This window comes from Pseudomonas cannabina, assembly GCF_900100365.1.
Lineage (GTDB): Bacteria > Pseudomonadota > Gammaproteobacteria > Pseudomonadales > Pseudomonadaceae > Aquipseudomonas > Aquipseudomonas cannabina.
In genome coordinates this window covers 4,825,762-4,848,799 of the sequence record NZ_FNKU01000001.1, presented here as the reverse complement: position 1 = coordinate 4,848,799, position 23,038 = coordinate 4,825,762, and the positions used below count along the sequence as shown (strand labels likewise).

Here is a 23,038-nt window from a genome sequence, read left to right as displayed (position 1 = left end):
CGCGCGTGCAGAAGACCTTCTCCGAACTCGAATATACCGGCAAGAAAAAGCAGACTCGCCGAGATCGCTTCCTGGCTGACCTTGAACAGTTGGTGCCCTGGGCCCTGCTGGAGGCGCAAGTGGCGCCGTTTTATAGCAACACCGCAGGCAAGCGCGGACGCCCTGCGATAGGGGTGTCGCGCATGTTGCGCATGTACGTCGTGCAGCAGTGTTTCGGTTTCTCCGATGAAGGTTGCGAAGATGCCGTCTACGACAGCCAGGCCATCCGCGGTTTTATGGGTATCGACCTGGGTCGCGAGTCTGCACCGGATGCCACCACCTTGCTGCGTTTTCGCCGCTTGCTGGAAGTCCATCAGCTAACCCGGCTGCTGTTTGAAACGATTAACCAGCATCTGGCCAGCCGGGGGCTGCTGCTCAAGGAAGGCACTATCGTCGACGCTACTCTGATCGCCGCGCCGCCCTCGGTCAAGAACCGAGAAGGCAAGCGTGATCCTGAGATGCATCAGGCCAGGAAAGGCAATCAATGGCACTTTGGGATGAAGGCCCACATTGGTGTAGACGCCACGTCGGGGCTGGTGCACAGCGTAGTAGGGACGGCCGCTAACGTGGCGGATGTCACCCAGGTTGGCCAGTTGCTTCACGGTGACGAAACCTATGTTTCGGGTGACGCTGGATACACCGGTGCGGCCAAGCGACCGGAGCATGCTGAACGGGACGTTATCTGGTCGATTGCAGAACGGCCAAGCAGTTACAAGCAGCACGGCGAAGGCAGCGTGCTGTATCGGGTCAAGCGCAAAATTGAATATGCCAAGGCGCAACTGCGTGCCAAGGTCGAGCACCCCTTCCAGGTAATCAAGGTGCGCTTCAATCATCGCAAGGTTCGCTACCGTGGGCTGGAAAAGAATACAGCGCAGTTGTTCAGTTTGTTTGGGTTGGCCAATCTGATGCTGGCCAAGCGGTATTTACAACAGACGGCAGGATAAATCCGTCTGAAAGGCGGGACTGGCCCGCCTTTCAGCAAAATGAGGGCAGAAATCTGCTCGAGAAACGTAAAATAAGGCCGGCAGGTTGAAAAAAACCGGCTTGGAAATGGGGACGGTGCGAACGGGTTAATTGTTCAGCGTCTCCCTAAGAGGGTGTAGACAAAATAAATTAAACTTTCACTCCCTTGTCTGAATAGCCCTCAAGCCATGCCTAAAACCGGACGTCCTCGCTCGATTGCCGCCGAGCACTATCCCGTGCTGGTGAAACTCGCTCATGCACAGCCCTATTCCAGCCAGGCCGAATTGGCGCTCGTATTCTTCGCCGAAACCGGTATCACTGCGCATCCCGACACCTTTGCAAAAGCGTTGAAAATGGCAGGGATTACGCGTGTAAAGCAGCGGGCCAAGGGAAGTTTTCAGTCACCTGAACCTAATAAAGCCTATGGCTACAATGAAACCCACCGCCGCCAACTGCCGGAGCAGCTATATCCGAGTTGCTTGACAGATACCGAGTGGGCACTGGTCGCCGACCTGTTTGAAAGCCAGGGCGGACGAGGAGTGCCACCGCTTCACTCTCGGCGCACGTTGCTGGAAGCCTGTTGCTATGTCGTACGCACGGGGTGCTCATGGCGAATGCTACCCCGCGATTTTCCTCATTGGGACAATGTCTACAAAACGTTCCGCCGGTGGAGCGCTCAAGGCAAGTTCGAGCAAATGCATGATCGCTTGCGAGCTCAATGGCGTGAGCGGGAAGAACGCGCTGACAGCCCGTCAGCAGCGATCCTGGATTCACAGTCGACCCGCAGTTCTCCTCAAGGCGGTGACAGCGGCTACGACGCAGGCAAAAAAGTGAAGGGGCGTAAACGAAGTCTGATTGTCGATACATTGGGCCTGCTGCTGGCTGTCAGTATCAGTGCTGCAAGCGTGCAGGATCGTGACGCGGCGGATGATGCGGTGGCGTACTCGAAGGAAAAATATCCGTCACTGAGCACGCTTTTTGTTGATAGTGCGTACGCAGGAAAATGGGCACAGCGCACCCATCAACTGCACGCTATCGATGTTCAAGTGATCCGTGGCCCGAATAACAGAAGAACAGGGCAATGGCACTCTGAACAAGGCGATCTATTTTCCGTGGAGCCTGTTCAGACTGGATTTGTGGTCATGCCCAAGCGATGGGTAGTGGAGCGAACTCATGCCTGGAATGAGAGAGCTCGGCGACTGATCATGCATCATGATCGCCTTTTTGCGGTAAGCGAGGCATGGGTTTGGTTGGCCGAGGCTCGAATACTCGCGCGCCGACTCACTACATGATTTTGTCTACACCCTCTAAGGCAAGGCAAAAAAGGCACGGTAGCGGAATCTACTGGTTGTAGATGACAATCCCTACCGTGCTCGCGCACGAGCCTGCTTTTAACGCAGCATCACCGATGAGCGGCTACTTTTCGTGCAGAGCCTAATAACTGAGTCGCCACAGGGTCGTAATCAGTTCCCGTTGGCCGAAACGCCGGAACGAAATTCCTATTCTATGAAACACAACCCTTGTTGCTCGCGTCGTTCAGAACTCTGGGCGTATCAAGAAGCAGTGGTTCACTACCTACCAACGAGGGAGCACTTTAATGGGTGACAAGACCGACAAGAACACAATCGCCTGGCTGGCTCAACCGGAGGAACATGATTATCCGGCTGCGCAGTCCTATCTTAATCTGCTGTATGACGACGCCCACTGCGCCAAGCTGGTGCGTAAGCTGCACGCGGCACCCATGTCGGCCTTCAAGGCCAAGGACATCCTGCGCGCCAGCGGCCTCTCGCCGCTAGGAATGAGCAATGCACACGTGGAAAGGGACCTCAAAAAAATCCAGTCCGGCACCGCTCTGTCACCGCTGCTGCTGGTGCGCCAGGAAGGCCAGCGCACCGTAGTTGCCGACGGCTACCACCGTTTGTGCGCCGTCTATAGCTTCGACGAGGACGCTTCTATCCCTTGCAAGATCGTGTGAGCCGACCCTCTACCTGGCCCAGCTGCACGGTTGTCAGGCACGTACTCCATCATGTGATTGATGATGGAATGGGCCTCACTGACACCTTGGGTGGCAAGCTGTTTCATATGCTGGTCGATCTTCGTGGCCAGTCGGCGAAATTCGTTCATTCTCATGTCCGTCACAAAAGACGCGCTGATTGCCCTTGGACAGAGAGAAGTGTCACCGCCTTCTTATCGAAGGAAACGAAGGTTTCCCCACCAAGCCAATTACCTTCGTAGGCAATGACGCCATCGGCAAAGTCACCGCCTGCGTCGAGCACCAGCAAACCGGCCTCCACGGCGGGCCGGTTCACTTCCACGTTGGCGGCATCCAGTAGCGCCCGGATCGCGTCGGCCGCGTCAGATTGCTGGAAGCCATAGACGCGCATCAGCACCCAAACAAATTCGCATAGGCACGGCAGCGCGACCGCGATCAACTCAGCATCGGTCAAGACTGCGGCGGCAACGTCCGCTTGTGCGGGATCGTCACGCACAACAGCACGCACAAGGACGTTGGTATCGACTGCGACCTTCATTGCTTGCCTGCCCATCCTTGTGCAGCCGCCTCGTTGATTTCTTCGATGGTGGCAACCTTCTGCGTCTTACCCGCGAGCAGGCCGACAAAGCTGGCTATCGTCCCTGCGGGCCGTGCCGCCTTGAGTACTCCCCGACCATCTGGCAGCAAGTCAAGCTCGATCTTGTCGCCTGGCCTAATGCCGAGGTGTTGCAGTACGTCCTTCCGAAACGTCACTTGTCCACGTGCGGTAACGGTCAATGTGGTCATGGTGATGTGCCTCGCAATCTCATGGGTTGACGCAATAGTAATGCAAAAAAGCCTTACTTGTGCTGTCCGTCAAACGATCGTTAGTCGGCCGTGCCGGGCGCTGTCCTGAAAACTGCTTGTGCAACGGGTTTTCGGACAATAAAATAGACGGACGGAATAGCGGACAAGATGGGTGGCAAATGGCACTGATCGGCTATGCGCGGGTATCAACGGCGGAACAGGACACCGCTTTGCAGACGGATGCGCTGCGCAAAGCAGGCTGCGAGCGCGTTTTCGAGGACACGGCTTCCGGGGCCAAGGCTGACCGCCCCGGTTTGGCTGATGCGCTGGCCTACCTGCGCAACGGCGACGTGCTGGCCGTCTGGCGGCTGGACCGGCTTGGGCGCTCCATGCCGCACCTGATCGAAACGATAGGCGCGCTGGAAGCGCGAGGCGTCGGCTTTCGTTCGCTGACGGAAGCCATCGACACCACCACGCCGGGCGGGCGGCTCATCTTCCACGTGTTCGGCGCGCTGGGCCAGTTCGAGCGCGACCTGATTCGCGAGCGCACCAAGGCCGGGTTGAGTGCCGCCGCCGCTCGCGGGCGCAAGGGCGGACGCAAACCAGTCATCACCGCCGACAAGTTGCAGCAGGCACGTAAACACATCGCCAACGGGCTAAATGTCCGGGAGGCCGCTACACGGCTCAAGGTGAGTAAAACAGCCTTGTATGCAGCTCTGCAATCCACCAGCGCACGAGATCTCCAAAAATGACAACCGCCTCACGCGCAGCGGCACTGTAATGGCGGCCAAGAGCGAACGATTGACCATTCTGTCGGACGCCGAGCAGGAAGCCTTGTAGGCGTCCGGGGAGCAATGGAACCGTAAACGCACTTAAGGAGGCGCTGATTTATTCGATTTTTCGTCCCTGCAACGCTCTGGAGGCCTTGATTTATCTGGGGGCAACAGCTGGGTTTTAGAATAAATCAGCGTCTCCTTAAGACGTGGTTAGAGTTCGCTAATCCCCTCAGGTGGTGGGGATTAGCGAACTCTGATTTGCTGAACGAGTTTATCGAACCGATTTTCGGGGTGTTATTACCTTCCCTGGTGCTCGCAGAAGTAGTTTCACAAAACGGTGGTTTTATCGTACCGGCCAGGCGGCATGCGGGTTTACGGACAGGCACAGGCCTTAACTGACTTCCCTGTTCCATTGATCCCCGGACCTCTACACCCAAAATGAGACGAATCTACTGATGTTCCTTCGTGAATACCTTCGAGCATCGACCGATGACCAGGACGCAAGTCGAGCGCGCGATTATTTGGAAACGTTTGTCTCCGGCTACGGCAAGGCCATCGCATCGTGCTACATGGAAAATGCCAGTGGCAGCCATGCCGACCGCCCGGAATTAATTCGACTACTCAAAGATGCTCGCCGAGGTGACGTGCTGCTGGTGGAAAGCATCGATCGGCTGTCGCGGATGGATGACCAGGCTTGGCGATCCCTTAAAACAGCAATCGATAACCGAGGCATACGGATCGTCTCTGTGGATCTGCCTACCAGTCATCAAGGCATGACGGCCCAGTCGGGGGACGAGTTCACCGACCGCATGCTGGCGGCCATCAACTACATGATGATCGATATGATGGCCGCCATCGCCAGGAAGGACTATCAACAAAGAAGACTGCGCCAGGCACAAGGGATTGAGAAGGCAAAAGCTTCAGGCGTCTACAAAGGCAGACCCGCAGACGCAGAACTGCGTAACCGAGTGCGTGAGCTGCTGGCTGCAGGTCTCGGGATCCGCGCAGTAGCGAGGCACGCTGCGTGTTCAACTACGACCGTCATGAAGGTCCGCGACGAGCTGGCGCAACGTTAGTCGGTTAAGGGCACTGACCTACTCATCGTCACGAAGCACCCAGCCCGCTTTTGAAAAAGCCCACCGGCTCTGGACGAGGCTATCTTCACCTAGTCTGGTCATTGTCAAACGTTGGGCCGCTTGGCATTCTGCGGGACTTGCCTTAAATCGGATGCGAGCTCCAGAAGCGACCGAGCATTTTTCTCTAGAGTCTCTTCAGGAGACCCTAATTGCCTGGCTATTCTCATCGCGGCGCTCCAGTTTCTTTCAGCATTTTTACTATCCTCGCACTGCGCTTGGACACGTTGTGCGAAACCGCTCTCAATGACCGGCTCCGGTGACCAAATGCGCTCGGATTCAGGCCAGTAGCCATTATCAGACAGTTCAGAACGGGCGCTCTCTACACTAACGGCAATATTGCTCAGCTGTGCCCTACTCTTTTCCAAGCTGGCCAATGCGCGCCGTCCCAGAGCAGGTCCGTAAGCATATCTGGACACGCGCGCATCATCGCTAATGTGACGGTGGGTATAGCTTCCATCCTCAGCAAGGATGGGGCCGCCTTCCGCCCAAGCATCAATGACGATAGCGTTCTCTTTGGGTGAGCCTGGTCTGCGTAGTTCAGCCCATCCGTGGTCGGAGCGAGGGGCTGCGATCTTGTGGATCTGTTCACCGGTTTTCAACTTGGGGATATGGCGATGGACAGCAACATCGCCGTGTTCGGAGCATAAGCCTGCTTTCACCAATTCGGCCATTGCCACCGTATGCGAGGTCCCGAGTTTGGCGCCGCTTTCCTTCAAACGTTGATTTACGACACGGCTGGCGGCGACACGCTGTCCACTTTCGCCTTGCGTTAGCTCTAGATCCGCATCAACATTGCCACGACCGAAAGAGAGCGCGTCACGTGTATCCTTCAGCGTTTCACTAGCCTCTGCAAGTGATTGTGCGTGTGACTCGCTCACTTCTCGACCATCAAGATAGCGTGCAAGAAGATAGGCGCCGAGTTGCTTTCTATCGGTTGAAAATACGACCTGCCACTCATGGGCTGAGTCATGCGAGTTCAGACCTAGGGAGACGCTGATTTATTCTAAAACCCAGCTGTTGCCCCCAGATAAATCAAGGCCTCCAGAGCGTTGCAGGGACGAAAAATCGAATAAATCAGCGCCTCCCTAGGTTTCGCATTTGGTCAAAGCGATCAAGAAAATCATCTCGTGCCTCAGCGGAAAGTTGATACACCGAGGTTAGGCCTTGGCCGCCTACACTGTGCACCGGTGTGGACGAACCCGATACATGTCGAGGGCTTACTGGCGGACTATATACACAATGGGAGCCGGAAATACCACAAATATTACCCATAAACAACACCCCTCAATTAAAATCGAACGTTTTTTTAATTTCAGCTGCTACTCCTAGGGGCTGTTCCCGTTTCACATGGGTAGCCACAGGAAGGCGCAGGCCATGGCCAGGGGTCCGGGGAGCAATGGAACAGCCAACTCAGTTAAGCGGTTCGATAAATCCGCCGTTTTGCCGAACAGGGCAGCCTGCGGCTGCAAATCGCCCGTTCTTACGATCGCGTAGCAGCAGAAACATTGATTTGAGCTTTGTCATGATGCCCGTTATTGATCATCATGAAGCCTGCTTACCCACCGCTGCTGCTTCAGATGAGTCCAGCCTACGCACCTCGACCGCTCAAAAACCTCTTCACCGCTAACCAGTATTGGGCACATCTCCTCGAAGGGGGCTATGAAGACATGACGCCTTCTTCATAACGTCAACTTGATGCATAGGCATCTTAAAATCCCCATGCATAAACTCATCAGTCCTCGTTTAGCCGCAGCGGAACGAACTGACACTCAGATGCTGACTTTGTACATTCATATCCTTGAATTCCAACCGCGCCACGCTCTTTAATCCAATTGTGCTGACCTTCAATGGAAACGATAAGTGTCTTTAGTCTATTCTCATTTCCTGCTTTTCGATACTCAAGATCTATTACGCCATTATCTCCGCTTAGTGAATAACTACAGTTAGTCAATGTTCCTCCCTTCTGACTTTTATCCACTGAAAGATATAAAGCAGTGGAAAACTCTTTAATGGAGTGTTTCTTGTGTGGTTGAGAAACCCAGTTCCCCTCCCAACCAGCAAACGTTTCCGGCGCGATATAGATACCATTAACGTACTTCACGCTTTGCGGGACAGGACAACTCATAGCATGAGCGTTAGCTGCCATAATGCAGGGGGATGCGGTCAATATAGCCGCCAGCAGACTGGTCTTGTGAAGCCTGTTCATAGCACTTGTCCTCTTGTCTGGTTCTTATAAATAGAATGAATGACTAGGCTCTATACGTAAACCAAAAAATACGATTGCTTGTAGAGAGCACGGAAGTGTTAGTGGAGCCGCACCAGCCGGCAGTTCCCAGCCTGCGGGGAAATATGAGGGCCGGGGAGCAATGAACATCGATTTGAGCTTTGCCATGAGGCCCATTATTGATCATCATGAAGCCTGCTTACCCACCGCTGCTGCTTCAGATGAGTCCTGCCTACACGCCTCGACCGCTCAAAAACCTCTTCACCGCTAACCAGTGCTGGGCACACCTCCTCGAGGAGGGCGGCTTACGCGACATCGAAGTCGAGTCCATCACCAAAATGCTGGCCTGCGGCACCTCGATCCTGGGCGTCAAACACTACACCTGCGGCAACGACAGCTGCCCGCACGTCAAATACCTGTGCAACACCTGCAGTTGCCGCGCCTGTCCATCCTGCGGCAAAAAAGCTACCGATCAGTGGATCGCCAATCAACAGCACCGCTTACCCGAGTGTACCTGGCAACACCTGGTGTTCACATTGCCTGACACCCTGTGGCCGCTGTTCTTTCATAACCGTCACTGGCTCGATGCCTTGTGTCGCCTGGCCGTCGACAACCTGCTCTATGCGGGCCGACGCCGGGGCGTGGAGGTGGGTGTTTTCTGCGCCATCCACACCTACGGCCGGCGACTTAACTGGCACCCCCACATCCATGTCTCGGTCACCTTGGGTGGGATCGATGACGCAGGTGTCTGGAAAGATCTGTCGTTTCATCCATCAGCCTTGCGTCGGCGCTGGATGTGGAATGTACGCCAGTACCTGCTCAGTCAGTGGGAGCACACCACCGTCCCACCTGAAAACGCTCATCTGCAGAGCGAAAATGACTGGCGTCACCTTGTGCTCAACGCCGGTGGTCAGCACTGGCACATCCACTTGTCGAAGAAGACGAAAAACGGCAAAAAGACCGTCAATTACCTGGGCCGCTACCTGAAAAAACCGCCCATCTCGGGCAGCCGATTGGCCCATTACACCAACAGCGCAACCTTGAGTTTTACCTACCTGGATCACCGCACCAAGACCTATCAGCAGGAAACGCTGAGCCAGCCCGACATGCTGCGCCGGGTGGTGCAGCACATCCCGGAGAAGCACTTTCGGATGATCCGGTATTTTGGATTTCTGGCCAACCGCGTCTGTGGCCGACAGCTACCCCGGGTGTATGAGGCGCTACGCATGGAAAGGCGTGGCAAAGCGCAAAAACTGTATTTTGCGCAGATGAGCAAAGCGTTCTTGCATCGGGATCCGTTCAGCTGCGTGCTGTGCGGAGCACGAATGGTTTATACCGCAGCCATCGCCGGCCTGACCGTGCAGGGCTTGATCAACAACGCTCAAAGCATCGCGCAATTGAGGTACGTGCCGGCCTGATACGGGAGAGGTGCGTCCAAAATCTGGAAAAGGTACAGAAAAGTCGCTTTCAATCCATTTTTCGGCGTGGGTGATGGGTTAAAAAAGCTTTTTGCCGACATCGACGCCACGTTGGCATCGCGCCGAGGGGACCTTTTTCGGCGGATTACCTTGCATAGGAATTATTGAAATTCCTATGCAAGAACAAGGCGATCTATTTTCCGTGGAGCCTGTTCAGACTGGATTTGTGGTCATGCCCAAGCGATGGGTAGTGGAGCGAACTCATGCCTGGAATGAGAGAGCTCGGCGACTGATCATGCATCATGATCGCCTTTTTGCGGTAAGCGAGGCATGGGTTTGGTTGGCCGAGGCTCGAATACTCGCGCGCCGACTCACTACATGATTTTGTCTACACCCTCTTAGGCTTATTTGTGGCAAAGGTGTTACTCGTCGGATTTGGATTGCTACATTCTTCACTTGACACCAATATCGCGTCGTCATCCCTATGAGATTCCACACATGAAGTATTCCTCGATACTGTTGTTGTCTCTTGCTCTGGCAAGTGGTGTCGCATCAGCAGGCGGAACACTCGAATCAGGCTTGGGCGGCGCGGCTGGCGGTGCAATCGGTGCAGCGGTTGGCCAGCAGCTCGGCGGCACTGGCGCTTCGGCGATCGGTGCAGGTCTGGGCGGCGCTGCAGGTGGCGCCCTCGGCGCTGACCGCCGCAACCGCACAGAAGCGGCCCTTGGCGGTGGTCTGGGCGCAGCAGGCGGTAACGTTCTAGGCGGCGGGAGCGGTACAAGCGGCCTGGTAGGCGCAGCCGCGGGTGGTGGCGGTGGCGCAGCACTCGGTAGCTATCTTGGCAACAAGAGTCAGAGCGCTGATCGCCGGGATCGTGGAGGCCGCGAATATCGGGGTAAACGTAACAAGCACTACGGCCATCGCCGTCACGATCGCGACTGATGTGATCGTTGAGTGTTGATACATCCAGAACCGGCCGCTCTTGAGCGGCCGGTTTTCGTTTGGGCACGCTCAAGTGTCATTTGTCAGACATCCCCTGCACCCACGCCCTCACCTGCGCATACGGATAATCCTCCAACACGGCAAACCCTGTGGTCGCACGGGCCTTGAGTTTGGTGAACAGCGGCACGCTGATGCCGCACAGGAAGCGGGTCAGGCATTCAGCGCTTGGCGGCTGGCCGGTGTAGTCCTGGTGCTTGTGGATAAAGTCGCCACACAGTTGCTGAAAGTCCCGGTTCGCCAGAGGTTCCAGAGCAGGCGGTTCTGGCAGATGGGCGACTTCGCCATGGCAGACCGAACAATGTCCGCACTGCTCAGGGGCATTATGGTCGCCAAAATATAGGGCCAGACGATGGGTCAGGCACTGATCGCTGGAGAACACTTCCAGCATGGCGTGAATGCGTGCCACCTCGGTGGCTTCGTGGTGAGCGAAATAGTCATGCAGTTCAGTGCTCAGCGCCTGCGGGTCAAAATCGCTGCGCAGCAGGCTGTACACCTCGGTCATCTGCTTACTTTCAAGCTCGATCCAGCCCTTTTCCTGAAAGTAATCCAGCGCCTTGACCACACGCCCGCGCTCGGCGCCGTATTGCTGGTACATCGCATCGAAATCGACGGTAGCCCAGGTCCTGGCCCGGCTGGACGTGTTGATCAGCGCCTGCACGAACTGCTGTCGCTCGCCTTCGAAACGCGCCATCAGTTCAGCGGGCTGTAGCAGGAACTTGAAACGGTATTCCGCAAAATACGCGTAACGCGGCGCGATGATGCCGCGCAGTTCCAGTTGCACCAGCAGGGTTTTCAGTGGCAGCTGGCGAATGTTGCTCAGATCGGCCAGCGCCCCGAGCAGAAACTCCCATTGGCCGTCATGCCGGGCGTTGAGCAAGTCGTCCAGCACACGTGCGATGCCCTCGCGCTCAGGCGTGTCGCCATACACGAAGTTCTCCAGCACGTTGAGGCTGTCGCGGTTGGCCAGCACCAGGCAATCAGATGCAGCCCCGTCGCGCCCTGCCCGGCCGATTTCCTGACTGTAGTTTTCGATGGACTTGGGCAGGTCGAAATGCACCATGTTGCGAATGTCGCTCTTGTCGATGCCCATCCCGAACGCGATGGTCGCCACGATGCAGTTCAGGCTGCCGCCCATGAAGCGCTTCTGGATCGACTCGCGCTGAACGTTGGGCAGCCCGGCGTGATAGGCGCTGGCGGGCAGACCATTCTGTTCAAGGTGCGCGGCGATGTATTCGGCGGTTTTTTGCAGGGTCACGTACACAATGGTCGGCTGCCCGCGCTTGCCATCGAGCCACTCGACCAGCCGTCGCCGCTTGTCACGCCCGCTGACCGGTTTGACCCACAGGTGCAGATTGGCGCGATAAAACCCTGTGGTGATCACGTCCTCGGGGGCAATGGCGAACTTGTCCTGCATGTCGATAATGACTTGCGGTGTGGCGGTCGCCGTCAGCAGCAAGGCCTGGGGGATGTTGAACTCGCGCTGGTAGTCCGGCAGCTTGAGGTAATCGGGCCGAAAGTTATGCCCCCACTCCGAGATGCAGTGCGCCTCGTCGACCACCAGCAAGGAAATCGGCACTTGCGCAATGAAGTTCCGGAAGCGCTCGTTCTTGAGCCGTTCGACTGAGATCATCAGGATTTTCAGCTCTCCGGAGCGTGCCCTGGCCATGACGTCCGCAACATCATCCCGGCTCTGCGCCGAATCGATGCTCGCTGCCGAAATGCCATGGCGGTGCAGAAAGGCCAGTTGATCCTGAATCAACGCGAGCAAGGGCGAGACCACCAGCGTCAAATGCGGCAACATCAACGCAGGCAATTGGTAACATAGCGACTTGCCTGAGCCGGTCGGAAAGATCGCCGCAGCCGAGCGCCCGGCCAGCACGGCACTGATTGCAGCCTCTTGGCCCGGCCGGAACTGCGTGTAACCAAAAACCTGCTCAAGACGCTGGTGCATGTGCGGTCCTTCCGTAGCAATCAAAACGGCCACAACCTTAGCGCGCCAAGTTCAATGCACCTAGCACCAAAGCGTTGCAGAAACCCGATACCCGGCCGATAGCGTTGTAATATCATGCACGGACAACGCTTGATCAGGAGCAGGAATGGAATCCCTACAGCAACCCGAGGACGACGGGATTATTCGCATCCAGCGTCTTGTGCCAGGTCAGGTCGACGTCGTGCTGGGCTCGCATCCACGTCGAAAGCGCGTTGCTGCGCCTCGCCGTTCAAAACCCTATGGGCTGTGGCTGGCGGGCTTGATCGTTACCTTATGTCTCGCCGGGCTGATCGCCTCCCACTTAAAAGGTCCCAAAGCGGTACCCCTTCCCTCTGTCGAACAGCCAGCACCCGACGCCGCGACAATCGATACCGAGCCGCAACCCGCGCCTGCGCCCGCCGCCGCACAAGCCCCTGCGCAATTGCGCAAGACGGCAGAGCTTTTGCCTGTCGCAGCAACCACGCAACACCCCGCCGCCGTGCAGCCGCTGGACAACTGCATGAAAAACGGCAATGTCATCGATGAGAGCGTAGCCAACTGCCGATTCGGCCAAGTGCCGCGCCCCGTTCAGGCGGAAGCAGCCAAAGGCATGGTCTCTGCGAGCTACATGGCCGACTTCAAAACCAATGCAACGCGTAACCCTGCGCGGTCATCCAGGCCTTACAGCGTTGCAACCGTTTCGATCCGTGAATGGAATGGCCGCAATCGCTATAGCGCGCAATGGCGCGTGTACGGCAACACCATCGACGGCGACAGCGTCTGTGAAAACTTCGCCAGTCACTCATTGGAAAGAAGCGAATGCCGCAAGTCGGCACAGGTCAATTTCAAAGAACAGTGTCGTGAGTGGAGCAAGCGTTCGGCGCGAGATCGTGATGAAGCGAGTAAAAATGCCGAGCAGCGTTATTGCGAGATAACAGCGACGTTTTCGCCCTGAATCTGCGCCAGAGCCTTGGTTTCTGAGGCCTGCAGGGTTTATGCGGGTAAATGGACAAGGCCGACAATCGATTATTTCCCACACGCATGTAGGCTAAGGCTTACACGTAATCGAGGAAATTGGCTATTTTGCAATGTTAGCGTGCTCCGTAACATTGGATCCAACAACTGGTGAACAAGGAGTTCATCAGGATCAGGGACGATCGACCATCGCCGGGAAGGCAGCCGACAGGGAGTTGGAATGGTCTTGGTACAAACCCGCTTCGGCGGGTTTTTTATTGCCCGCATTTTTGCTGTCGGCTAGGCGATACGATTCAATAAATACCTGACGCCAGAATAACCGCCCTCCCACTGCACGCTCAGAAGGGAAAAAGTCAGGTATAGCGAAAGGCTTACACGCACTGGAGTCAGTTGGCTATTTCTGAGCCGGTGCACACGTCGTAATAATGGATCCATCAAGTGGTGAACAGGAGTTCATCACGATCAAGGATGATCGACCATCGCTTGGGAGGCGGCCGACAGGGAGTCGGGATGGTCTTGGAAAAACCCGCTTCGGCGGTTTTTTTGTTGGCTGCGGGAAAGTCGGGAAATTGCCTACTTGTGTCGCGCCTTGTTCTTGCGCAGCCTCTCACGGTTCTTTTCCAGCCTTGCCTGACGACGCGCTTCAACACTGCTTTCCTTGCGTTCGAACCGCAAAGCCACGAACTCCGCGCGCATTTCCCTGTGCAACTTGCTGTTGAGCAGCAACAGACCCAACAGCGGAAAAATCAGACCCAGCACGTAGATGAACACGAGAACCCCCGGACCATTCGACGGATACGCAGTCAGTACCGCCAACAGACTCGCCACCATAATCGCCACCAGCCCCCAAACGCCCCAACTACGTCCACGACTGATCAACAAGCCTGCGAGCGCGAGCAGCATTGATGCGCCAATCAGAAACACGACCTGATACATGCCAATGTCGGCAACGTCGCCAAACCAGACATGGCTGACCTGCGAAGTGGCGATGACCACCGCAAAAAGAGTCAGGAACATCGAGCCCAGAAAAGACGGAAAGTAGCGCGCGCGAAAGGCGTAGTAATTGTGGCGGTCGGTCATTCGGTGATTTCCTCATACAGACCCACCGCGAAGGTTTGCACATAATTGCTTCCGACCAACCCGACACCCATGCTCAAGACATCCTGAAACTGAATGACGGTAGCGGCTTTAAGCTGGGTTGACGTCAAACGCGCAGGCAATTCGCCACTTCGTTGTTTGAGTTTCAGTAGCCTGGCAGTCAACTTCGGATTTTGAAGTGTCAGCAACTCGTCGGTCAGCTGTTTGCGCTGCTGCCGATTGAGCTCTTTAGTGAGGTCGTACCAACTGCGTCCCGTTGCAGCCTTCTTCGCTTGCATCAGTTTGTACGTCGTCAGGCCGGTGGCGCCAACACCTGCCAGGGACGCAATATCCAGCACCGAGCTGATGTTGTTGTACAACTCGGAATCGCTTAGCCGGTCATTCGCTTCGGGGTTTTGTATTTCGTTGATGGTTCTCGCCAGACCTATGCCGCATTGTGCCGTACTGGCTGCGGTGGAGGCATAGCCGATGGCCGTGATGACCAGACTGGTGCCGCCTGTAAACGGTACGGCAGCCCCACTGCCAAACACCGCGATCCAACCCAGAATCGCGCCGCCACAGGACATCGTGGCGCTGAACGCCTCGTAAAGCAGACGCGATTCACGAGGGTTGGTCTGCACATCTCTGGCGAACTGCTGGGGTGCTATGTATTTTTTCGCCTCCCGCAAAATAACCCGCTTGGGTTTGATGCTGCAGATCGGCGTGAATTCTCGAAGGGTTACCACGTTGAAGTCGGCGTCGATGTAGACAACACCGGCACCGACGATGCCAGGGTCTGAATCGATGGCGGCGAACAGCCGCTGAATATTGATTTTTCCCGCAATCTGCTGGCGGGCCAGCACCTGCGAAGGGCTGTTGGTCAGCCCGATCATTGCTTGAGACATTGATCTTCCTTGAATCCCGGAAAACTTCACCGACCTCCCGCGGGAGATCGGCGAATCCATACGTCAAAACACTCAGACGTTAGGGCAAGGCACTGGAGCCCAGTCGCTTACATCAGGGCTTTTGCACATTTTTTCGACTTCGCTCTTACCGGCGGTAACGACCTGCTGGCTTTCAGCCTGTTTGACCTTGGCCTGTTGCAGTTCTTTCTCGGTACCCACCGCTTCTTTCGGCACGGCTGGCAGTTTCACCTTGGCCGGTTGCTTGGCTTTGCCGTTCTTTTTGGTCGAAGTGGCGGCAACCGGCGCAGTCTCGGCATTGGCAACAACGACGACGTCATTGCGTTTCACACCAACCTGCTGCAGGTCTTTCTCGTAAGCCTGGGTGTAGCTGCTCAGGTCTTCGGTGGCGCGTCCGTTGACGGCGGCGATCAGATCGTTGGACTCTTTGAGCCCGGCCACGATTTCAGCCAGGCGCTTGCGGCCTTCGTCAGCGTTGATCTTGTTCGATTTGCGACCCGAAATCAGGTTGCTGAACTCACGCTGGTAGCAGGTCTGCGAAGCCTTGGCATAAGCGGTGCTGCGGTCGATATCGGCAGCGCTTTTGCTGATGTCGGTGGAGTAGGAAGCGATGCGCGCCTTGTCATCGGTGATCTGCTTCTGACGCTCGGTGTAGTAACCCGCTGCGCCGCCCACCAGAGCACCGCCTGCTGCGCCAATCGCCACATTCCGTGCGCGCTTGTCCGAGTCACCCGTCAACGCACCGGCAAGCGCACCACCGACTGCGCCCAATGCGGCGCCGGTAGCAACCGATTTGGTCGTGTCCGAGTCTGTCTGACGCAGATGCTGCACCGGCTCGTAGCAAGAAGGGTAGTACTCGACCTTGGTGGTCGCGCCGACTCTGGATACCGGCGAACTCGCGCAACCGGTCAGCAGAACAGCACTGAAACCGGCAGTGGCCAGCAGCAGCGAACGGCTTTTGGAGGCCGAGACAAACGGTTTACGGGACAAAAGCATATTGGCATTCTCTTCGTTGGTATTGACTAGCCCGGCGCAGCTTGATGCCACCCGAGTCCCTTCTTTGCTTCCCACACCCCGGCCGGTCATTGCTGACTGGCCGACGCAAGCAACTGCTTCAAGATCGTTTCCGGGTCGGCCCGCTTTTGCTGGCGGTACTCACCGATATGGCGAACGAACAACGTTGCCCTGGACACCAGACTCCTGCCGATGACCGGTTTGCGATTGAGCTCTTCTTTGATCCGCTGAAACTGCGCCTGAATCACCGCATCGGTGTAACGCGTACCGGTCGCCAGGTTGTCGATGTAGATCGCCACCGCACCGTCCAGCGCGCTGCGGCCATTGTCGATTGCGATGGCATAGAGCCTGGCGCCGGTTTCGTCCTTGGCCGCAGCGGCCTGTTGCTGGCTTTTCTTCAGATTGGTCAGGCGAATGTTGTAGTTACTGATGGTCTCGGCCACCAGCGCAGCGGACTGGATCAGGTTGCCAGCGGCTTCCTCGCGCTGCCGGGCGATGAGCGAGACGTTGCGTTTCAGTTCTTCGTTGACCAGCCCCAATTCGGCTTGCAGACGAGGATCGGCACTGGCGGCAATGATGCTGTCCAGGCGTTTGGTCGGATCATCAGTGTCCGTGATGTCATCGGTCAGCGCCGCCAGACGGCCTTCCTTCTGCCATTGATCGAACAGTTCCTTGTAGCGCGAGCGCGGCGCGGACAGTGCCCCGATGGCGACCCGAAAGCCGGTGGTTTCGTTGTTCTGCTCGGTACCGTCGGCGGCGAACAGCGGGTACTCGCGACGCATGCCGGTAAACAGCGTGCCCTCGCCCTCCAGGTAATTCCCGCCCTTGGCCACAAAACCGCCATAGGCCCCCTGACGACGCCCGGCATGCACCAGCTGGAATGACTCCTGGACCATTTCCGCCGCATTGCCTATCACGTCGAACATGCCGATGGGGTTGGGCAGCTTCGTACCGACTGGCATCAGCCGCGCCGCCTGCCCGGTGCCGCCGGCAACCTGGTTGAACACCGCCCAATCGGCCAGAGGACCGTCGCCCTCGCTGCCCTCGATGCGCCGTGGAAACAGGCGCCCGTCCATGTCCTGACGACTGACGGCTTGCGCTCCGCGTGCGGCAAACTCCCACTCGACCTCGGTCGGCAGACGAACAAAGCCGACGCCGCCGTCTTCTGCGTCGCTACCGCGCCCGCTGACCGGCAGCAAATCCCGGTGATTTTTCAACAGCCAGGCGCTGTATACCGCGCCAAAACGCTCGGCCTCGAAACGCGACAACTTGACCTTGGGCAAGCGCCCTGCCATGCCGGTCGGCGCGTCACAGGCGGGTGCTGCTTCGCCGCTGGCGAGGGACTGCGCCTGCGACATGACCTGCGCATACTGCCGCGCGGTGACCTCGTATTTGCCAATGAAATACATCATCGGTTCGAGCGGTGTTCCGGCATCGGTTTTCGGCAGCAGCGGGCCGATCACCTTGCGCCAGTCATCGGGCAAATCCTTCAGCGTGAACTGGCCGTTGATGAAGTCGCGGCGATAACCGGAAATGAACGACTGCTTATAACCCGCCTCGCCTTCGCTGAACGGATAGCCAAGGTTGATCTCGCGGTCGTCCAGGCTGCCCTGAGCCAGCACGTACACGTAACGAAACACCATTTCGCCGTCACACGGCAGCGGCAGGCTGATGTCATCCGCCAAGGGCTTGGGGTTATCCAGCGTGCCGTTGTCATCCGCAAAAGCGCTGAACGACGACACGCACAGCGAAGCGATCACCAGCCTCAGGGCAGCTCTGCGCAACTCAAACATCTCTGATTCCTTCAGAAGCTTCGATTCGGGCCACGCGCAGGCCGCCCAGCGCCGCAGCAACAGCGCTGGCACCCAGCACGGCCAACAGAGCTACGAGGTAATGACGAGCGAGCAGATGACTGGCGTATTCGCCGGACACCTGCACGAACAGACGATTCAGGCCCAGCTCGGCCACGCTGTACAAGGCAGCGGAGGTCAGAGCAGCCAATGCGCCGCTGTAGATCGCCTGCAAGACCACGAACAACAGTAATGCGCCGGTACTGAAACCCAGCAGGCGCAGCACTGACAGCTCACGGCGTTTGCGCTCAACCGAAGCCAGAGCCCCCGCAAAGATTGCTGCGCAGGCGCCACACAGCGCCAGACCGGCGATGATCCAGAACACGATTGAAAGGTTGCGGCTCAGCGACTGAACCTGAGCGATGGCTTGCGACTGAGTCGACACCAGCAGGCCGTTGTCGGCGAAGTAGCGGCGCAACGTTTCGACATCACTCAAGTTGCGCGCATACAACCGGAAGGCCGGATAGATGCGCTGCGCTTCAGGCGCTGACTCGCCCGGCCAGCCCAGTGCGGGCACAGCGCGGCCGTCGCGATAATCTTCAGCGGCCTGCAACAGCCCCAACGACGCAAACAGCGCATCACGCTGAAATGCTTCCAGGGGCAGCACCGCCGAGACACGCAGCCGAGTACGTTGCGTCTGAAGCACGCCTGACACCTGACGGGTGAACGCGGCATCAAGCCAGTCGCCGGCCCGTGCATTGAGTTTTTCTGCGGCGGTTCTGCTCAGCACGACGCTGTCCAGCCCCGGAGGCGGAAGCAGGCCACTCAACAGCGGGTCGCCCTGTGCAGTCGGAATCATTTCGACGTTGAGCAACTGGTTATTCAGCGACAGATCAGCGGTTGCGGCGATCTGCCGGGTTCTGGGCAGTGCAAAGCTGACGTCCGGGCGCACGGCCAGGCTGTCGATGAATTGCGCGGTGAAACGACCACCGCCCAACGGAATGACCTCGCGCACGGCCGGGTCTTGCTCCAGACGTTCGGTGAGGCTGCCGATCAGGCCGAACTTGAGGCCGAACAACACTAGCAAAGGTGCGATCACCGCGACCAAAGCCAATACGTTACAGGCGGACAGTCGACTTTCGCTGCGATAGTCCTGCCAGGCCAGACTGGCGATGAGAGGCACGCGCATCAGTTCGGCTCTCCCAGCGTTGCGGTCACGCCACCATCGGCATCACGCCGGCACTCAATGCGCAACACTGCAAGCCCGGCGCTGCGGGCAAGCGCCTCATCGTGGGTTGCAATCAGGCAGCAGGCGTTCTGTTTCTTTGCCTGGGTGAGCAGTAATTGCATAACCCGGCCGGCATTGAGCGGGTCCAGCGCTGCGGTGGGCTCGTCAGCCAGCAGCAGCTGCGGCGAATGCGCGAGCGCCCTCGCACAACTGACCCGCTGGCGTTGCCCGATTGAAAGGGCAGCCGGTTTCTTGCGCAGTTGATCGCCGATTTCCAACTGCTCGGCCAGTTGCCCGACCGTGCCGTCGTCGGCCAGCCCCAGCAGCCTGCGCGACAGGCCGATGTTGCTCCGCACATCCAGATAACCCAGCAGCCCGCCCGTTTGCAGCACGTAGCCAAGGTGTCGACTGCGCAAATCCGCCAGCTGCTTCTGCAGACCTTCGCACCACAACTCAGCGATGTCGTACTCGCCTGCAGAGGTCGCAAAATCGAAGCGCTGCACCCGGTCGGGGACCGACACCAGCGCCAGAATATCCAGCAGGGTACTTTTGCCACAGCCGCTCGGCCCGACCAGTGCATATTGCTGTCCGGCACGCAGTTCCAGACGCGGTATCACCAGGCTGTAGCGCTGACTGCCATGCCCTCGGGCCTTGTGTACCTCGCGTAGACTCAGCATCACGGCAGCGTCGACAATGGAACGCGGTACAACGCATCACCCGGCTCGGCATCGCCGAAGCGTACCCAGTTGGCCAGATCGTTATGGAAGGTTTCATAGAGGCGAATTTTCGAATCCAGCTCATCGATGAAATCTTCCTGCTCGGCCACGCTCAGGGACAGCCACAGGTCCTGGGTCATGTTCAGCGATTTGCTGCGGTACGGCAGCCCCTCCAGATATTCGCCCAGAACGCCGCCTTCAGTCAGATTCCCGCCCTTGCGCAAGGCCGACGGATCACGACTCATGTAGGCACTGGCGCTGGCGATTTCCTGAAAGAAGTCTTTAGGCGAGGTTTTGGTCTTGCGGGCAGCGTCCACGATCAGCTTGAGCGACTGCTGCAAGTCGTTGAGCTGCAATTTGGTCAGCATCACACACACCTGAAACGCCGGAAGCTTCAGGTTGGTGACGTCGCGGTCGGCCGTCCAGGCGCTGACCAGCTGGGGGGCCTGGCTGGCCGACTTGCGGCCCAGAAAATCCATGTGCATGGCATAACCGACGGCCGCAGTTTTTTCGGCAATACTCGGTGCTGCGGTCAGGACCGGCACGGCTTGCGACGGATTACTGCGGACCTGATGCACAAGGTCGGCAAACACCGAACCGATCTCGTCGACGCGCGCCCCAAACTGGCGGACATCGCCGCCCGCCACCGGGATGTAAAGGTTGCCGATCTGCGGGTTCGCATCGGCCGTCAGCGTGCGGTATTGCTGCTCGGCCGAGGCATGATTTTTCTTGCCCGCATCGGTACGCAGATGCAGGGCAAAAATCTTGATCTGCTTGCCAAGTGCTGCCTGGCGCACCTCGGCTTCGTTCATCTGGGTACTGCTCAGCGGATCGCTTTTGCGCAGCGATCCGGCATCGCTGACCAACAGGATCAGCCGGCCGCCATAGCCCGACCAGTCCATCTCGTTGACCGCCTGCATCACCCCGGCAAAGGAGTCCTCGTTGAACGCATGGCTGGAGACTGACGTGGCCTTGACCTGCCCGGCCAGTTCCATGAAACGCTGTGGGTCACGGCCCTGATCCAGCGTGACCAGGGTTTTGGTCAGATATTCGAGACCCGGGGTTTTACTGATGTTGTTACGAAAACCCACCAAACCGAAACTGACGCTGTCCAGCTCGCCGCGCTGGGCGATTTTTTCCTGCAAGCCATGCACCACCTCGCGGACCTGATCGATGTAGGGCTGCATCGACACCGAAGTGTCCACGACCAGCACCACCGCTGTGCGAAAGGCATCGGCACTTTGCGCGACCCTGACGTCATTGCCCGCCGTCTTTTGCGGCAGGTTGCCAGGATCGATCGAGGCCACGTTCAACAGTTGAACCGGCTGGCCGTTTTCATCGAAGCTCTCTTGCGACTCAAAAATCGGCAGCAGGTAAAACTGATCCTGAGGCACCGCGCTGGCGGCAGGCTCCAAGGCCAACACCTGAGTATTGTCTTCGGCATGCTTCTGAGCATCGAGCAGCAGCTTTTTGGCTGCCGCAGGATCAGCAATCAGTTTTTCCAGTTGCTCGGGCTGGCGCACGAACATCACCGGCGCGCGTCCGGAGCGTTCGGTGAATTTCAAGACCAGGCTCTGTTTCCAGTCACTGACCTGCTCGGCAGGCAACCAGCCCTCGCTGCGCCCGTCGCTGGCAGCGCCGACCCTTAGCCACGGGCGGCCATTGACCGTCTGGCGTTGATAAACGTACAGCACGGAAAATGCGGGCAGTTCCTCTCCGGCGGTAGCACCGGGTTCACTGGCATAGCGCGCGCCAGGCTTGCTCAGGACACGCTGAAACAGGGTTTTCTTGCCTGGCATCAGCAACGGGCGCTGGCCACCGTCGCTGTCGGACAATACGTCGGAAGGCTGTGTCTGCGCCGCAACCGGTGCTGGAGCAGTCTCCGGTGGCGTGGTCTGCGCCTTGGCGTCGCGCGCATCGCTGTTACGAACGTCAGCATCATGCACGTCGCCCCGCAAAAACCAGTAACCACTGGCGCCAATCGCCGCAGCAATGGCCACGGCGAGCAAGGCCAGCGGCAGCACCCTACGTTTCTCAGGCGGCGCGACTTTACTCAGGGTCGGCTCGGGTGGCGGCGTCGAAAGCGGCGCGCTCACCGGCGGCGGGCCGCTCGGGATATCGATGGACACCGGTGTCATGCCGGCAAGCTCGTCACGCGGCGCTTCGGGCTTGAGGAAGGGCTGAAACACCGTGCGCTCGGTATCGTCGAGCCCGAGCGTGTCCAGGGCGGCCAGCAAGGCTCTGGCGTCGGGAAAGCGCTCGGCCGGGTTCTTGGCCAGCAGACGCGTGAGAATGTCCTGATAGCGGCCGTGATGCACCGGCAGCTCGGGCAACGGTTCGGTGAGATGCGCCAGCGCCGTGGAAAGCGCATCGACACCGTTGTACGGCAGCTTGCCGACCAGAATTTCATACAACACGACGCCCAGCGCATACAGGTCCGCACGCCCATCGATATCCTGACCGCGAGCCTGCTCCGGGCTCATGTAACTGGGCGTACCGACCGCGAAACCGGCCTGCGTGAATTGCGTGCGATCATCCAGCGACTTGGCGATGCCGAAGTCAGACAGTACAGCGTTGCCATCAGCGCGAAACAGAATGTTGGCCGGCTTGACGTCCCGGTGCACCAGCCCCTGATCATGGGCGTAACCCAGCGCAGAGGCGATCTGCCGGATGTACAGCAAACCCTGCTCGGCACTCAGGCCAGACGCAATGCGCTCTTTGAGCGTGCCGTTGGGCAGGAACTCCATGGCCATGTAATACAGGTCGTCGACATTGCCGATGTCGTGGATAGTCACGGTGTGCGGGTGTGAGAGACGCGCCAGCGTGCGGCCTTCACGCAGGAAGCGCTCGCAGAAGCTCGGATCGGCGGCCAGCGTGGCGGCCATCACCTTGAGCGCCACCTTGCGTTCGAGCGAGCGCTGGGTGGCCAGGTAGACCGTCGCCATGGCGCCTTCGCCAATCTCGCCTTCTATGTCAAATCCAGGAATCCGTATGTCCATGTGTATGTTC

General features: G+C 58.0%; 20 protein-coding genes and 2 pseudogenes. 9 read left to right on the top strand and 13 right to left on the bottom strand.

What is annotated here, in order from left to right:
- Positions 1-5: 5 nt before the first annotated feature.
- From BLT55_RS22960 to BLT55_RS22950, 3 genes are all read left to right on the top strand, one after another.
- A complete protein-coding gene (locus tag BLT55_RS22960) occupies positions 6-983 on the top strand; it encodes an IS5 family transposase (RefSeq protein WP_007247761.1) in 978 nt (325 codons plus the stop codon).
- A gap of 207 nt (positions 984-1,190) precedes the next feature.
- On the top strand, positions 1,191-2,294 hold the full coding sequence (locus tag BLT55_RS22955) for an IS5-like element ISPsy19 family transposase (RefSeq protein WP_004663854.1): 1,104 nt from the start codon (positions 1,191-1,193) through the stop codon (positions 2,292-2,294).
- 305 nt (positions 2,295-2,599) lie between these two features.
- Positions 2,600-2,977 (top strand): hypothetical protein, encoded by a 378-nt coding sequence (locus BLT55_RS22950; RefSeq protein ID WP_004666662.1) that lies wholly within the window; start codon positions 2,600-2,602, stop codon positions 2,975-2,977.
- A gap of 160 nt (positions 2,978-3,137) precedes the next feature.
- Here the strand turns inward: BLT55_RS22950 and BLT55_RS22940 are convergent, their stop codons facing one another.
- Positions 3,138-3,533, bottom strand: coding sequence for a type II toxin-antitoxin system VapC family toxin (locus tag BLT55_RS22940; RefSeq protein WP_004666661.1), 396 nt, complete (start codon positions 3,531-3,533; stop codon positions 3,138-3,140).
- Positions 3,530-3,781 (bottom strand): AbrB/MazE/SpoVT family DNA-binding domain-containing protein, encoded by a 252-nt coding sequence (locus tag BLT55_RS22935; RefSeq protein WP_003108276.1) that lies wholly within the window; start codon positions 3,779-3,781, stop codon positions 3,530-3,532. The genes BLT55_RS22940 and BLT55_RS22935 overlap by 4 nt, the downstream gene beginning before the upstream one ends.
- A 179-nt stretch (positions 3,782-3,960) precedes the next feature.
- Between BLT55_RS22935 and BLT55_RS22930 the strand changes: the two genes are divergently transcribed.
- Positions 3,961-4,533, top strand: coding sequence for a recombinase family protein (locus BLT55_RS22930; protein WP_004666660.1), 573 nt, complete (start codon positions 3,961-3,963; stop codon positions 4,531-4,533).
- Between the two features lie 479 nt (positions 4,534-5,012).
- Entirely contained in the window at positions 5,013-5,633 is a 621-nt protein-coding gene (locus BLT55_RS22920; protein WP_074800944.1) for a recombinase family protein, read from the top strand.
- A gap of 104 nt (positions 5,634-5,737) precedes the next feature.
- Here the strand turns inward: BLT55_RS22920 and BLT55_RS22915 are convergent, their stop codons facing one another.
- From BLT55_RS22915 to hopBM1, 3 genes and pseudogenes are all read right to left on the bottom strand, one after another.
- A complete protein-coding gene (locus tag BLT55_RS22915; RefSeq protein ID WP_074800942.1) occupies positions 5,738-6,691 on the bottom strand; it encodes a hypothetical protein in 954 nt (317 codons plus the stop codon).
- A gap of 85 nt (positions 6,692-6,776) precedes the next feature.
- Positions 6,777-6,965: pseudogene (locus tag BLT55_RS22910) on the bottom strand (AvrPphF family type III effector); the annotation flags it as partial.
- A gap of 460 nt (positions 6,966-7,425) precedes the next feature.
- Positions 7,426-7,899, bottom strand: coding sequence for a type III secretion system effector HopBM1 (hopBM1, locus tag BLT55_RS22905; protein ID WP_074800939.1), 474 nt, complete (start codon positions 7,897-7,899; stop codon positions 7,426-7,428).
- 206 nt (positions 7,900-8,105) lie between these two features.
- Here hopBM1 and BLT55_RS22900 point away from each other — a divergent pair, with 206 nt between their 5' ends.
- From BLT55_RS22900 to BLT55_RS22890, 3 genes and pseudogenes are all read left to right on the top strand, one after another.
- On the top strand, positions 8,106-9,335 hold the full coding sequence (locus BLT55_RS22900; RefSeq protein ID WP_074801460.1) for an IS91-like element ISPsy3 family transposase: 1,230 nt from the start codon (positions 8,106-8,108) through the stop codon (positions 9,333-9,335).
- 181 nt (positions 9,336-9,516) lie between these two features.
- Positions 9,517-9,717 (top strand): annotated as a pseudogene (locus BLT55_RS22895) (IS5/IS1182 family transposase); the annotation flags it as partial.
- 116 nt (positions 9,718-9,833) lie between these two features.
- Positions 9,834-10,277, top strand: a complete 444-nt coding sequence (locus BLT55_RS22890; protein WP_042914253.1) for a hypothetical protein — start codon at positions 9,834-9,836, stop codon at positions 10,275-10,277.
- Positions 10,278-10,353: 76 nt separating this feature from the next.
- On the opposite strand, the gene BLT55_RS22885 is transcribed toward BLT55_RS22890, so the two are convergent.
- Positions 10,354-12,288, bottom strand: a complete 1,935-nt coding sequence (locus BLT55_RS22885; protein WP_074800933.1) for a RecQ family ATP-dependent DNA helicase — start codon at positions 12,286-12,288, stop codon at positions 10,354-10,356.
- A gap of 145 nt (positions 12,289-12,433) precedes the next feature.
- Here BLT55_RS22885 and BLT55_RS22880 point away from each other — a divergent pair, with 145 nt between their 5' ends.
- Positions 12,434-13,261, top strand: coding sequence for a hypothetical protein (locus BLT55_RS22880; protein WP_055000035.1), 828 nt, complete (start codon positions 12,434-12,436; stop codon positions 13,259-13,261).
- Positions 13,262-13,854: 593 nt separating this feature from the next.
- On the opposite strand, the gene BLT55_RS22875 is transcribed toward BLT55_RS22880, so the two are convergent.
- The 7 genes from BLT55_RS22875 to BLT55_RS22845 form a co-directional block, all read right to left on the bottom strand.
- Entirely contained in the window at positions 13,855-14,361 is a 507-nt protein-coding gene (locus tag BLT55_RS22875; RefSeq protein WP_054998929.1) for a hypothetical protein, read from the bottom strand.
- Positions 14,358-15,263, bottom strand: a complete 906-nt coding sequence (locus BLT55_RS22870) for an Ssp4 family T6SS effector (RefSeq protein ID WP_074800929.1) — start codon at positions 15,261-15,263, stop codon at positions 14,358-14,360. The genes BLT55_RS22875 and BLT55_RS22870 overlap by 4 nt, the downstream gene beginning before the upstream one ends.
- Positions 15,264-15,335: 72 nt before the next feature.
- Positions 15,336-16,277 (bottom strand): type VI secretion system-associated lipoprotein TagQ, encoded by a 942-nt coding sequence (gene tagQ, locus BLT55_RS22865; protein WP_007252932.1) that lies wholly within the window; start codon positions 16,275-16,277, stop codon positions 15,336-15,338.
- 86 nt (positions 16,278-16,363) lie between these two features.
- Positions 16,364-18,088, bottom strand: coding sequence for a formylglycine-generating enzyme family protein (locus tag BLT55_RS22860; protein ID WP_074800926.1), 1,725 nt, complete (start codon positions 18,086-18,088; stop codon positions 16,364-16,366).
- Complete coding sequence (locus tag BLT55_RS22855; RefSeq protein ID WP_055000410.1) at positions 18,081-19,274, bottom strand: ABC transporter permease; 1,194 nt, start codon at positions 19,272-19,274, stop codon at positions 18,081-18,083. Before BLT55_RS22855 ends, BLT55_RS22860 begins: the two co-directional genes overlap by 8 nt.
- Positions 19,274-19,990, bottom strand: a complete 717-nt coding sequence (locus BLT55_RS22850; protein ID WP_055000409.1) for an ABC transporter ATP-binding protein — start codon at positions 19,988-19,990, stop codon at positions 19,274-19,276. Before BLT55_RS22850 ends, BLT55_RS22855 begins: the two co-directional genes overlap by 1 nt.
- Positions 19,990-23,028 (bottom strand): serine/threonine-protein kinase, encoded by a 3,039-nt coding sequence (locus tag BLT55_RS22845; protein WP_055000408.1) that lies wholly within the window; start codon positions 23,026-23,028, stop codon positions 19,990-19,992. Before BLT55_RS22845 ends, BLT55_RS22850 begins: the two co-directional genes overlap by 1 nt.
- Positions 23,029-23,038 lie beyond the last annotated feature (10 nt).